At 61.2% G+C, this 12389-nt stretch carries 12 protein-coding genes; 5 read left to right on the forward strand and 7 right to left on the reverse strand.

What is annotated here, in order from left to right; all coding sequences use genetic code 11:
* Positions 1–39: 39 nt before the first annotated feature.
* On the reverse strand, positions 40–405 hold the full coding sequence (locus BLQ09_RS10070) for a YkgJ family cysteine cluster protein (protein WP_027604417.1): 366 nt from the start codon (positions 403–405) through the stop codon (positions 40–42).
* Between the two features lie 251 nt (positions 406–656).
* Here BLQ09_RS10070 and BLQ09_RS10080 point away from each other — a divergent pair, with 251 nt between their 5' ends.
* Positions 657–2003, forward strand: a complete 1347-nt coding sequence (locus tag BLQ09_RS10080) for a spinster family MFS transporter (protein WP_027604416.1) — start codon at positions 657–659, stop codon at positions 2001–2003.
* A gap of 179 nt (positions 2004–2182) precedes the next feature.
* Here the strand turns inward: BLQ09_RS10080 and rapA are convergent, their stop codons facing one another.
* On the reverse strand, positions 2183–5029 hold the full coding sequence (gene rapA, locus BLQ09_RS10085; protein ID WP_092356491.1) for an RNA polymerase-associated protein RapA: 2847 nt from the start codon (positions 5027–5029) through the stop codon (positions 2183–2185).
* A gap of 218 nt (positions 5030–5247) precedes the next feature.
* On the opposite strand from rapA, the gene BLQ09_RS10090 reads away from it, so the two are divergent.
* Positions 5248–5589, forward strand: coding sequence for a hypothetical protein (locus BLQ09_RS10090; protein WP_027604414.1), 342 nt, complete (start codon positions 5248–5250; stop codon positions 5587–5589).
* Here BLQ09_RS10090 and BLQ09_RS10095 read toward each other — a convergent pair.
* From BLQ09_RS10095 to BLQ09_RS10105, 3 genes are all read right to left on the reverse strand, one after another.
* A complete protein-coding gene (locus BLQ09_RS10095; RefSeq protein WP_092356494.1) occupies positions 5586–6767 on the reverse strand; it encodes an aminotransferase class V-fold PLP-dependent enzyme in 1182 nt (393 codons plus the stop codon). The genes BLQ09_RS10090 and BLQ09_RS10095 overlap by 4 nt on opposite strands.
* On the reverse strand, positions 6764–7234 hold the full coding sequence (locus BLQ09_RS10100; protein WP_027604412.1) for a RidA family protein: 471 nt from the start codon (positions 7232–7234) through the stop codon (positions 6764–6766). Before BLQ09_RS10100 ends, BLQ09_RS10095 begins: the two co-directional genes overlap by 4 nt.
* A 91-nt stretch (positions 7235–7325) precedes the next feature.
* Positions 7326–8198: a LysR substrate-binding domain-containing protein gene (locus tag BLQ09_RS10105; protein ID WP_092356497.1), complete on the reverse strand. Its 873-nt coding sequence runs from the start codon at positions 8196–8198 to the stop codon at positions 7326–7328.
* Positions 8199–8298: 100 nt separating this feature from the next.
* On the opposite strand from BLQ09_RS10105, the gene BLQ09_RS10110 reads away from it, so the two are divergent.
* Both BLQ09_RS10110 and ccoM read left to right on the forward strand, forming a co-directional pair.
* Positions 8299–8493: a hypothetical protein gene (locus BLQ09_RS10110; RefSeq protein WP_131697188.1), complete on the forward strand. Its 195-nt coding sequence runs from the start codon at positions 8299–8301 to the stop codon at positions 8491–8493.
* A 143-nt stretch (positions 8494–8636) separates the two neighbouring features.
* Complete coding sequence (gene ccoM, locus BLQ09_RS31750; protein ID WP_017530457.1) at positions 8637–8753, forward strand: cytochrome c oxidase subunit CcoM; 117 nt, start codon at positions 8637–8639, stop codon at positions 8751–8753.
* 135 nt (positions 8754–8888) lie between these two features.
* On the opposite strand, the gene BLQ09_RS10115 is transcribed toward ccoM, so the two are convergent.
* Together BLQ09_RS10115 and BLQ09_RS10120 are read right to left on the reverse strand one after the other, a co-directional pair.
* Positions 8889–10364 carry an inorganic phosphate transporter gene (locus BLQ09_RS10115; protein ID WP_027604410.1) on the reverse strand — a complete coding sequence of 492 codons (1476 nt, stop codon included), beginning with the start codon at positions 10362–10364 and terminating at the stop codon, positions 8889–8891.
* A 312-nt stretch (positions 10365–10676) separates the two neighbouring features.
* Positions 10677–10877, reverse strand: coding sequence for a hypothetical protein (locus BLQ09_RS10120; protein ID WP_003172389.1), 201 nt, complete (start codon positions 10875–10877; stop codon positions 10677–10679).
* A gap of 552 nt (positions 10878–11429) precedes the next feature.
* On the opposite strand from BLQ09_RS10120, the gene pcaR reads away from it, so the two are divergent.
* Positions 11430–12272, forward strand: a complete 843-nt coding sequence (gene pcaR / locus BLQ09_RS10125; RefSeq protein ID WP_025855315.1) for a pca regulon transcriptional regulator PcaR — start codon at positions 11430–11432, stop codon at positions 12270–12272.
* The last annotated feature ends 117 nt before the right edge of the window (positions 12273–12389 follow it).

Raw genomic sequence — 12389 nt, forward strand, 5'->3', positions numbered from 1 at the left:
CTCGGAATGATTTTGGCATGCCGTGCATAGCAATTAGTGCTAAGCGCTGATGGGCAACTCCAACTCGAACGGGGCTTGTAACGGCGGCAGGCCGAACGCAGCACGGGCCGCGTCGCAATCGACATTCTGCTCGCCCTGGCTCCATGAAGCTTCGAATTCCCGGCAGGGGCTTGAGCGTTGCTCATAAATCGAGCAGCTCGTACCTTTGCCGACTTCGCCTTCAAGGCTGCAGCAGCGCGCGGGCTTCTGGTCGGTGCCGATCATTGCCACGCGGGTCGGGTTGATCTGCACCACCAGGTCATCAGGCACCGTACCCCCCGAGGAGGCGCACTCACCCCAGAAGAAAGACACACGAAAGTGTGAACAGCAGGCACCGCAACTCAGACACGGACTGGCTTCGGACATGGGCGTCATCGATAAGAAAAGTAGAGTGGGGTACTACTGGAAGGCTCGCCATTCTAATCGGGTCATGGCCGTTGGGAAGGGGGGCAGGCACTTATATTTTTGTCGGCAAAGTCCCGTGTTGTCGGGTGAAATCATGCCCTATCAGCTTTACGAATCATTACAGACAACCACGGCTCGCCTGACTATGTTGCAGGTACCGGGCGGGATGCATCGGGCATCGCAGCTCTCATAACAATAAAAGAGACGGACCCATGCAGAACTCGACCCAAGCGGCGAATGCCTGGCGCATTCTGTTCCTGCTGTTCCTCGCCAACCTGTTCAACTTCTTCGACCGCACCATTCCGGCGATCATCATCGAACCGATCCGCATGGAATGGCACCTGAGCGACTTCCAGCTCGGCATCATCGGCACCGCCTTCACCATCGTTTATGCCATTGCCGGCCTGCCGCTGGGGCGTCTGGCCGATACCGGCTCGCGCAGCAAACTGATGGGCTGGGGCCTGTTCGCGTGGAGCGGGCTGACAGCGGTCAACGGCCTGGTTGGCAGTTTCTGGACGTTTTTGCTGGTGCGCATGGGCATCGGTATCGGTGAAGCCAGCTATGCGCCGGCTGCCAACTCGCTGATTGGCGACCTGTTCCCGGCGCACCGCCGCGCCCGGGCCATGGGGATTTTCATGCTGGGCCTGCCTTTGGGCCTGTTGCTGGCGTTCTTCACCATCGGCTGGATGGTCAAGGCCTTCGACAGCTGGCGCGCGCCGTTCTTCATCGCCGCCGTGCCGGGGCTGATCCTTGCGGTGTTCATGTTCTATATCAAGGAACCCAAGCGCGGCGCCGCCGAAGCCGTACAAGTCTCCCAGGAGCGCGTCGATCGCCCGATTCGCCGCGTGCTGGCCGTGCCGACCTTCCTGTGGCTGGTGCTGGCCGGGTTGTGCTTCAACTTCGCCACCTATGCGTGCAACTCGTTCCTGGTGCCGATGCTGCAGCGCTATTTCCTCATGCCACTGCAGGACGCGGCGGTCGCCACCGGCGTCATCGTCGGGTTGACCGGCCTGGTGGGCCTGACCTTGGGGGGCTGGATTGCCGACAAGATCCATCAACGCGTTGCCAATGGCCGACTGCTGTTTGCGGCGTGCAGCCTGATCATCTCCACCGTCACCACCGCCTGGGCCCTGCATGCCGGGCGCATCGAGATCGGCGTGTTTGTGGTGCTGTTCAGTGTGGGCTGGTTGTTTGCGTATAACTTCTACACCTGTGTGTACACCGCGATCCAGGACGTGGTCGAGCCGCGCCTGCGGGCCACGGCGATGGCGCTGTTCTTTGCCGGCTTGTACTTGCTGGGCGGAGGCATGGGGCCGATTGTGGTGGGCGGGTTGTCCGATCACTTTGCCCATGCGGCGATGTATGCGGCGGGGGCCGAACAGATGACCGAGGCTTACAAGGCGGTGGGCTTGCATGACGCCATGTACCTGATTCCGGTGGCGTTGTTCTTGACCATGCTGTTCCTGTTCCAGGCGTCACGCAGTTTTGTGCGTGATGCCAAGCGGATGAAGGAGGGGTTGAAGGGGGTTGAGGTGCCGGCTGCGGCTGCGATGGCTTGATTCTGCGGTGACGCCATCGGGGTGAGCCCCCTCCCACAGTAGACCGCGTTGTCATGTCGGTCACCGATCAATGTGGGAGGGGGCTTGCCCCGATAAGGCCCGCAATGCCAACACTGTTCTCAAGTGAATAAAAAAGGCCCGCAGTGCGCGGGCCTCTATTCAACAGGGCAGGGCGGTAATCAACCCGCTACCAACACCCGAATCGCCTCCAGTCGCAGCGCCGCCTTGTCGAGCATGGCCAGGCCTTGCTCACGTTGGTTGCGCAGGGCGACCAGCTCGCTGTCGCGAACGGTCGGGTTGACCGCTTGCAACGCGGTCAGGCGCGCCAGTTCTTCGTCGGTGTCTGCCGCCAGGCGACGCTTGGCTTCGGCCACACGTTCGGCGTGACGCGGCGTGATCTTCTCTTCACCGGCATTGATCCGCGGTGTGAGTTGATCGCGCTGGGCCTGCACGAACTTGTTGGCGCTGGCCCGAGGCACGCTTTCCAGCTGGTCGTTCAAGGTTTCGAACGAGACGCGGCCGGACAGGTCGTTGCCATTGGTGTCCAGCAGGCAGCGCAGTGCCGCCGGAGGCAGGTAACGGCCCAGTTGCAGCGCGCGGGGCGCGACCACTTCGCTGACATAGAGCAGCTCCAGCAACACGGTGCCCGGCTTGAGCGCCTTGTTCTTGATCAGCGCCACGGCGGTGTTGCCCATGGAGCCGGACAGCACCAGGTCCATGCCGCCCTGCACCATTGGGTGTTCCCAGGTGATGAACTGCATGTCTTCACGGGACAGCGCCTGGTTACGGTCGTAGGTGATGGTCACGCCTTCGTCGTCGCCCAGGGGGAAGCTGGCGTCGAGCATCTTCTCGCTGGGCTTGAGGATCAGCGCGTTTTCCGAATGGTCTTCGCTGTCGATGCCAAAGGCGTCGAACAGGGTTTCCATGTAGATCGGCAGGGCGAACTGGTCGTCTTGCTCGAGGATGTCCTCCACCAGCGCATCACCTTCACCGGCGCCACCGGAGTTGAGCTCCAGCAGGCGGTCGCGGCCGGTGTGCAGTTCCTGCTCCAGGCGCTCGCGCTCGGCACGGGCCTCGTCGATCAGGGCTTGCCACTCGCTGTCGTCGGCGTTTTCCAGCAGCGGCAGCAGGCGCGGGCCGAACTGATGCTGCAAGGCGTTGCCGGTCGGGCAGGTGTTGAGGAACGCGTTCAAGGCTTCGTGGTACCACTGGAACAGGCGCTGTTGCGGGCTGGTTTCCAGGTAGGGCACGTGCAGTTCGATCACATGTTTCTGGCCGATCCGGTCCAGACGGCCGATCCGCTGTTCCAGCAGGTCGGGGTGGGATGGCAGGTCGAACAGCACCAGGTGGTGGGAGAACTGGAAGTTGCGGCCTTCACTGCCGATTTCCGAGCAGATCAGTACCTGGGCGCCGAATTCCTCATCGGCGAAGTAAGCGGCGGCGCGGTCACGCTCGAGGATGTTCATGCCCTCGTGGAATACCGTGGCCGGGATACCGGAGCGCACGCGCAGGGCGTCTTCCAGGTCCATCGCGGTTTCGGCGTGGGCGCAGATCACCAGGACCTTGGTGCGCTTGAGCATTTTCAACTGGTCGATCAGCCATTCGACGCGCGGGTCGAAGCGCCACCAGCGGTTTTCTTCGTCGATGTCCGGTTGCGACTGGAAGCTGACTTCCGGGTACAGCTCGGCGTGTTCGCCCAGGGGCAACTCGAGGTATTCGTCCGGGTTCGGCAGCGGGTAGGCGTGCAGCTTACGCTCCGGGAAGCCCTGCACGGCGGCACGGGTGTTACGGAACAGCACGCGGCCGGTGCCGTGGCGGTCGAGCAGTTCACGCACCAGGCGCGCACTGGCTTCGGCGTCGCCATCGTTGACGGCGGTCAGCAGCGCTTCGCCTTCGTTGCCGAGGAAACCCTGGATGGTCTTGTGCGCGGCAGGCGACAGGCGGCCCTTGTCGAGCAGCTCCTGCACGGCTTCGGCCACCGGGCGATAGTTCTCGCTTTCGGCACGGAAGGCGTGCAGGTCGTGGAAACGGTTCGGGTCCAACAGGCGCAGGCGCGCGAAGTGGCTGTCCTGGCCCAGCTGTTCCGGAGTGGCGGTGAGCAGCAGCACGCCGGGAATCACTTCGGCAAGCTGCTCGACCAGCGCGTATTCCGGGCTGGCTTTGTCTTCATGCCAGACCAGGTGGTGGGCTTCGTCGACCACCATCAGGTCCCAGCCGGCGGCGAACATTGCGTCCTGGGCCTTCTCATCGTCCACCAGCCACTCCAGCGCGACCAGGGCCAGTTGGGTGTCTTCGAACGGGTTGGCGGCATCGCTTTCGATAAAGCGTTCTTCATCGAACAGCGCCACTTGCAGGTTGAAGCGGCGGCGCATTTCCACCAGCCACTGGTGCTGCAGGTTTTCCGGTACCAGGATCAGGACTCGGCTGGCGCGGCCCGACAGCAGTTGGCGATGGATCACCAGGCCGGCTTCGATGGTCTTGCCCAGGCCCACTTCGTCCGCCAGCAAGACCCGTGGTGCGATACGGTCAGCGACTTCACGGGCGATATGCAATTGGTGGGCAATAGGTTGCGCACGCACGCCACCCAGGCCCCACAGCGAGGATTGCAATTGGCGGCTGGTGTGTTCAAGGGTGTGATAGCGCAGCGAGAACCAGGCCAGCGGGTCGATCTGCCCGGCGAACAGACGGTCGCTGGCCAGCCGGAACTGGATAAAGTTGGAGAGCTGGGTTTCCGGCAGGGTGACCTGCTCGTTCTGCCCATTGAGGCCGTGGTAGACCAGCAGGCCGTCGACGTCGTCGACTTCCTGCACGGTCATTTTCCAGCCTTCGAAATGGGTGATGGAGTCACCCGGCGAGAACCTCACACGGGTGAGGGGCGCATTCCGTAGCGCATACTGGCGGGTGTCGCCAGTGGCCGGATAGAGCACGGTCAACAAGCGGCCGTCCTGTGCCAGAACGGTGCCTAACCCCAGCTCTGCTTCGCTGTCACTAATCCAGCGTTGCCCCGGTTGATACTGCTGCGCCATGCTGCCTGACTCCCGCCGTGAAAAAGCCGACTATGTTAACGGAACAAGGCCCCACGCCCAAGGACTCTGACAAAAACTACTCCGTTTGGGCGGCCGGGTGAGCACGCAATCGACGGGTGGCGGGCACTTGTGAGTGTCGACTGGGTCACAGGTTGGCGAACCTGCGCTCAAGTCGTCGCGCGGCCCGCCGACAGCCTGCTGACAGGAGAACAACTATCATGCTTCCACCTATGCTGCCCGTCAGCGTCGTACCGGTTACGTCGCAACTCGACCCGGTCCGCCAGAAACCCGATATTCCGCCCGTGGTTCCTGTGCAAGCGGGCTCCAACGAAAGCACCATCGACCTGAAAAAGGGCGATGCCGAGCAGTCGACCCTGTTGTTGCGTGAAGAGCAACGCCGCCAGCAGGAACAGCAGAAACGCCGGCGCGAAGCCGATGAAGACCCGGATCAGCACTTGGCGATCCCGGGCGACCTGCTCAATGCCGACAACACCGTACCGGTCGTGCCGCTGATCGAAGACGCGCCGCGCCAGGGTTTGTGGGTGGACGTCGAGGTTTAACCGCGCAGTTCCTCCAGAGCCGCGATCAGCAATTCGATGTCACGCTCGTTGTTGAAGGGGCTGACGGAGATCCGCGCAATGCTGGTCAGGCCACGGGCCTGCATATCCAACGGGGTGTAGGCCACACCGTTGGCGCCGATATTGATCCGTTTCAATCCCAATTGTCGCTTGAGTTCGAAGGCGTCCCAGCCGGCGAGGTTGAAGGCGATCAAGCCTGATTGAAGCGTGCCCAGGTCATGCAGCGACACGCCGGGAATCCCACGCAATGCTTCGCGGATTCGCCTGCTGGTGTGCGTGATGCGTTCCCATACACGCTCGATCCCCAATTGATTCATCTCCTGCAGCGCATTGCCCAGGCCCGCCAACAGGGCAAAGGACGCCTCACTGGTTTCAAAGCGTCGGGCGTCGTTGCGCAGGTCGAAACCGTCGGCGCTCCAGGGGGCGGAAAACACGTCGCGCTGGGCGGGGTTCAAGTGCGGGAGGAAATCCGGTCGTACATACAGCAGCGCTGTCCCCCGTGGCCCGCGCAGGTGCTTGCGCCCGGCCGCCTTGAGCACGTCGCACTGCAACGCCTGCACATCCACCGGCACCTGGCCGACGGCCTGGCCGGCATCGATAAAGTAGGCAATGGCATGACGCCTGGCCACTTCGCCGATTGCCTGGGCGGGGTTGATCAGGCCGCCGTTGGCGGGGAGCCAGGTGAGGTCGATGAGTTTTACGCGTGAATCGATCATTGCTTCCAACGCCACGGGGCACACCGCGCCGGTGGCATCGCAGGGGATGACGTCCACCCGCGCGCCGGCTTGCACCGCCAACTGCATGCTCGCCAGGTTGCCGCCCCATTCGTGGCGCCCTACCAGAATGCGGTCGCCCGGCTGCCACGGGCCCAAGGCCTGGAACGCCATGCTCCAGGCGGTCGAGCCGCTGCTGGCAAAGGCAATCGATGGGGTGGGCGCGTTGAGCAACTGCGCGGCCGCGCGGCGGGCTTTTTCTACCAGCAACGCGCCATGCTCGCCGGCTTCCATCGGGCCGTCGCGGGCTTCGCGTTGTAGTTGGTCAATGATGGCGTCAAGGGTCGCCTGGCTCGGCAAGGAGGCACCGGCAGAGTTGAAGTGCACGATGCCCGATTGGCAGCCGGGAGTGCCCTCGCGCAGATGTTGCACGTGCAGCGGGCTCACGGCTGCAACTCGAAAATCCCGTCAACCTCCACCGCCACGCCGGCCGGCAGACTTGAAACGCCCACTGCCGTGCGCACATGCCGGCCTTTTTCGCCGAGGGCATTCACCAGCAGGTTGGACGCACCATTGGCCACGGCGCCCTGGTGCTGGAAGTCGCTGCTGCTGGCGATAAACACTCCCAGGCGCAGGATGCGCACCAGGCGCGACAGGTCATCGCCCAGGGCATCGCTCAATTGCGCGAGTAAGCCCAGTGCAGCCAGTTCCGCTGCCTGGATACCTTCTTCCTCGCTGAGGGATTCGCCCAGGCGGCCCACGTAGGCAGGCTTGCCGTCTATCAGCGGGATTTGCCCAGAGATAAACAGCTGGTTCTGGCTGACCACATGGTTGATGTAGTTGGCAATCGGTTGGCTGGGTGATGGCAGCGTCAGGCCGAGGGCTTGCACGCGGTGGCGGAGGGAGTCGCTCATGGTGAATCCTCTTGGGTCAGGAGGTTTCAGCATGTGGGGTAGGGGGGAGTGTCGACAAACGGATAGATCTCATCCGACGTATCGAAATAACTCACGTGTCGCGGCAGATGTCCTTCAACCACTCGCTGAAACACCGCGCGGCGTCGCTGGCAGGGCCTTGCGCTGCAATCAACCAGTAGCCTATTTCACTGTGATAGGGCGGCCAATCGAAGGCTTCTACCAGGCTGCCATCATCCAGCCTGCGTTGGATCAAGCGATGACGGCCCATGGCAATGCCCTGGCCGGCCACCGCAGCTTCGACCACGATGTTGTAGTCGTGGAGCATGACGCGCGGATGGTGCTTGAGGTCGACTTGATAATGCCCAGACCAGTCCGTCCACTCAAAAGGCCGGTGCGAAGTGGCCATCAACAGCGCACCGTTGTGCACTTGGCTGGCCTTGAATGCCGGGCTGCACACCGGAGAGATCACCTCCGGCATCAGTCGTGTGGCCTGTACGTCGGGCCAGTCGCCCTTGCCGTAGCGAATGGCCAGGTCGACTTCGGCCGCCGCGACGTTCGCCAGTTGAATCGCCGGCAGCAATTCCACCTGGATATGCGGATAGCGATTGAGAAAACCGGCCAGGCGCGGCGCCAACCACAAGGTGGCGAACGACGCCAGCAGGCCGACACGTAACACCGTGGCGCCGGGCACCACCCGTTGGGCGCGGGTCGCGACGGCAATGGCGTCCAGGGCGGGACGGATTTCGGCGTAGTACTGCTGGCCGTCTGCAGTCAGATCGATCGCGCGGGTGCGTCGGATAAACAGCGATTTACCCAGGTGCTGTTCGAGCTTTTGTACCTGATGGCTCAGGGCACTCTGGGTTACCGACAACTCCTGCGCGGCCTTGATAAAGCTCAAGTGCCGGGCCACGGCTTCAAAGGCGCGCAGGGCCAGCAGCGGCGGAAGATCCTTATGCAGTGCCACCTGGATGGGCCTCCTTGAGTGGTTGGAAAGTGCCGATTTTGGGCGTCGGTCGGCCTTTTGTCGCCGGTTGATTTGCCGCCGGGCGCAGGAGTCCGCATTATTGAGCCTTACTCGCCACGACGTAAGCCAAGCCATGAGTGATGACGACAAGCTGATCGACCTGAACGCCGAGCGCGCCAAGCGCGTGCATGACCTGAATGACAAGCGCCTGAATGAAGTGCGCCAGGCGTTCGAACAGGCGATGCCTTTAGGCAAAGCCAAGAAAAAATCAAAGAACAAACCCAAAAAGCGTTAAAACGGCCTGCATCTATTGATGCAGGTCAGTTACTGCCCTTCTTTACGCCCCGTCGCGGGCGACATTGATCCCCGTCAATTTTTCAATCCGCCTTCTCCATTAACTTAGCCCTATCGCAACAAGGCAAGTGCAGGAGGCCGGTCATGTTTATCGATAATGTGGTATTCGCCGGAGTGCTGACTGTAAGCCTCATGGTGCTGTTTTTTGTAGGGTTTGGATTTTTTATCTGGAAAGACGCGAACAAGCGTAAAAAACCTTAGGTCTTTCCGGGTTACATGAGCACGCAAGGCATTTTGGGCGACTTCGGTCGCCCTTTTTTTTGGGTGTTCAATTCTGGTCCATAAAAAAGGTGCGGTCCTCACAGAGGCCGCACCTTTTTTGTCAGCGCCTGGCGATCAGTTGCCCAGTGCCTTGGAGGCCAGCCAGAACAAGCCGGCCGAGAGGCCCACGGTCGCAGGCAGGGTCAACACCCAAGCCATCAGGATGGTCTTGACCGTGCCACCTTGCAGGCCGCTCTTGTTGGCGACCATGGTGCCCGCTACGCCGGAAGACAGGACGTGGGTGGTGGAGACCGGCAGGGCGAAGATATTGGCGAAGCCAATCATGGTGGCGGTGGTGATCTGTGCCGACATGCCCTGGGCATAGGTCATGCCCTGCTTGCCGATCTTCTCGCCGATCGTCAGTACCACACGCTTCCAGCCCACCATGGTGCCCAGGCCCAGGGCCAGTGCGACCGCGAGGATCACCCAGAACGGCGCGTACTCGGTGGTGGCGGTGAGGTCCTTGCGCAGTTTGTCGAGGTCGGACTTCTCACGCGCTTCCAGGCCCGGCAACTTGCCGACTTTTTTCGCGGTGTCGTCCAGGCACAGCAGGTAGCGGCGCACTTCGATGCGGTGATCGGCACTCAGGGAATGGTAATCGGAGACGCCTTTCAAGGTATCCAGCAAGGCATTGATGGTGGGTTCGGTCTGCTGCGGGTTGCAGCGGAACTTGCCCGGCAGGTCGTCTTTCACGCTTTTGCCCAGGGCCAGGAACTCACCCAGGGTCTCGTGGTTGCGCTGGTAGAACTGGTTAAGGTGCAGCGTGGCGTCGCGAGTACGCTCGATCTGGTAGGTGGTGCTGCCCAGGTCGAGTACGAACTGCGCCGGCACGATACCGATCAGCACCAGCATGATCAGGCCGATGCCTTTCTGGCCATCGTTGGAGCCGTGCACGAAACTCACGGCCATGGCCGAAATCACCAGGACCAGGCGGTTCCAGAACGGCGGGTGCTTCTTGTCGTCGAGCTTGCGGCGCTGGTCCGGGGTCTTGTGCATCTTCGACAGCGGGCGCCACCATTTCAGGCCGATCAGCACCAGGGCTGCGACCAGGAAGCCGGCCATCGGCGAGAACACCAGGGACGCGCCGATATCGACGGCCTTCTGCCAGTTCACACCGTCAGCCAGGGGGATGTCGTTGATCAGGGCATTGGCCAGGCCGACACCGAGGATCGAACCGATCAGGGTGTGGGAGCTGGAGGCGGGGATACCGAAGTACCAGGTGCCCAGGTTCCAGGTGATCGCCGCGGCTAACAACGAGAAGACCATCGCCAAGCCATGGCCGGTGTTCACATTGATCAGCAACTCCACGGGCAGCAGGTGCACGATGGCGTAGGCGACACCGACACCACCGAGCAACACGCCGAGGAAGTTGAACACCCCGGAGAAGAACACGGCCAGATGCGGCGGCATGGCTTTGGTATAGATGACTGTGGCCACCGCGTTAGCGGTGTCATGAAAGCCATTGATGAACTCGAAGGCGAGGACAAAGGCCAGGGCGAGCAACAGGCTCACGAGAACCCAAGCATCCAGTCCGCTGAATAAATCGATCATGAAGGTTTTCTGACCCGGTCGTAAGGGGGCGCGATTATGCCAGAAAACCTCGGTAATCGATGCACTAGCTGCTCATCGGTATCAATCTTCATCGAATCGCCAGGGGCAAAAGCTGGCGATCCCAGGGTTTTCGGGGCTTTGGCAAGTCTTTGATTTATAAAGCGCAGGGCTGAAAGGACAGGGTTTTGTCACCAAATCGTCATGCCTGAAACATTTGTATGAAATTTTACAGGCGATGGTGGGATTCAGGTCGGCTGGAGGATGGCTAAATGGCATCGCTGCAGGCAGGGCCCTGGACTCGATCCGAAGCGCTTATGGCTCTTCGGCCTTGAGTTCCTGTTCAATCTTTTGGATTTCCTGGGCAAATGCCTGGTCGAGCAGGCTGGCTCGCTTGCGCCATGGTTTGCGTTCAGGTTCAGGCTGGGCGGCGTAGGTGGTGACTTCCCCGCCGTAAACGTCCTTGTAACGTTGCTCCTGGCGCTCAAGTTCCGCGCGCAGTTCATCTTTCGTCACGTTGTTACCTAATTGAGTTGGGTGTAAGTACATTGCAGTGTTTGGCCTGAATGTCGCCCTCGGGTTGTTCCAACTTGAACCCACGAAGTGTTCAAGTTTGAATGAAAACGGGAGGCCACTGTTGGGCGGTCATTCCAGGCAGGTAGTTGCGATCGTCCATGCACGGCCTGTGCATGGTTTGGCGAGTTCCAGCCTCAATATGAAACCGGGCTCTCCTCCGCACAGGATGCATTATAGCGGCGCATTTGAATAACACTATCGGCATAAAGTTAAAAACCGTCAACTTTGTGTGAGTGTTTTGTTACGTCGACGCGTCAGTATTTGCTGAAATTCTGGCGTCATAAACTCAACAAGGAAACAAGCTATTAAATTAACGGCTTAACATCGCCGGGGACGTGGTTGATAGATCGCCCTCAGCGCTAAATTGCGATAATCGCATGGTTGTCCGATAATCGCCCAATGTTGCCGGGCCTGCCTTGTGCATCACGGCCGGCCCGGCTTGTAATAGCAGCCCAATCCCCTGCGGTTGACAATAAGAGAAAGGAACCTGGCATGAACGATCAATTGCGCAACTCTTTCGCGTCAGTGGCGCCGCCGATCGTTGCCTCGCCGGCCAAGCGTATCCAGGCGTTTACCGGTGACCCCGACTTCATGACCTCCCTGGCCCGCGGCCTGGCGGTGGTGCAGGCGTTCCAGGAGCGCAAGCGCCACCTGACCATCGCCCAGATCAGCCACCGCACCGAGATCCCCCGCGCCGCCGTACGCCGTTGCCTGCATACCTTGATCAAGCTCGGCTACGCCACCACCGATGGGCGCACCTATTCATTGCTGCCCAAAGTCCTGACCCTGGGGCATGCCTACCTGTCCTCCACGCCTTTGGCGGTATCGGCCCAGCCTTACCTGGACCGCATGAGCGAACAACTGCACGAAGCCTGCAACATGGCCACCCTTGAAGGCGATGACATCCTCTACATTGCCCGTTCGGCCACCACCCAGCGCCTGATTTCGGTGGACCTGTCGGTGGGCGGACGGTTGCCGGCCTATTGCACCTCCATGGGCCGTATCCTGCTCGCGGCATTGGATGATGCCTCGCTGCAGGACTACCTCGACCATGCCGACCTGCAAACCAAGACCAGCCGCACCCTGACCACCCCTGAAGCCTTGTTCGAATGCCTGCAACAAGTGCGTCAGCAGGGCTGGTGCATTGTCGACCAGGAACTGGAACAGGGTCTGCGCTCCATCGCCGTGCCGGTGTATGACGCGTCCGGCCAGGTGCTGGCGGCGCTCAATGTCAGTACTCACGCTGGACGGGTCAGCCGCAGCGAACTGGAGCAGCGTTTCCTGCCGAGCATGCTCAGTGCCAGCCGTGAGTTGAGTGCGCAGTTGTTTGCCTAAGGTGTTCGGTGACCGCACAGATCCCCGCTTGATCAATTGACGATGTTTCCCCCGGCTTATTACTGTGCGGCAGCGCTCTTGAGGGCGCACCAATAATAATGACGGCCCCAGGCCGTT

The sequence above is a fragment of the Pseudomonas sp. NFACC25 genome, from assembly GCF_900100935.1.
In the GTDB taxonomy this organism is placed as follows: domain Bacteria; phylum Pseudomonadota; class Gammaproteobacteria; order Pseudomonadales; family Pseudomonadaceae; genus Aquipseudomonas; species Aquipseudomonas marginalis.

Coding starts and splice junctions, on each gene's coding strand:
- BLQ09_RS10070 (WP_027604417.1), bottom strand. CDS start 405: ATGTCCGAAGCCAGTCCGTGTCTGAGTTGCGGTGCCTGCTGTTCACAC.
- BLQ09_RS10080 (WP_027604416.1), top strand. CDS start 657: ATGCAGAACTCGACCCAAGCGGCGAATGCCTGGCGCATTCTGTTCCTG.
- rapA (WP_092356491.1), bottom strand. CDS start 5,029: ATGGCGCAGCAGTATCAACCGGGGCAACGCTGGATTAGTGACAGCGAA.
- BLQ09_RS10090 (WP_027604414.1), top strand. CDS start 5,248: ATGCTTCCACCTATGCTGCCCGTCAGCGTCGTACCGGTTACGTCGCAA.
- BLQ09_RS10100 (WP_027604412.1), bottom strand. CDS start 7,234: ATGAGCGACTCCCTCCGCCACCGCGTGCAAGCCCTCGGCCTGACGCTG.
- ccoM (WP_017530457.1), top strand. CDS start 8,637: ATGTTTATCGATAATGTGGTATTCGCCGGAGTGCTGACTGTAAGCCTC.
- BLQ09_RS10115 (WP_027604410.1), bottom strand. CDS start 10,364: ATGATCGATTTATTCAGCGGACTGGATGCTTGGGTTCTCGTGAGCCTG.
- pcaR (WP_025855315.1), top strand. CDS start 11,430: ATGAACGATCAATTGCGCAACTCTTTCGCGTCAGTGGCGCCGCCGATC.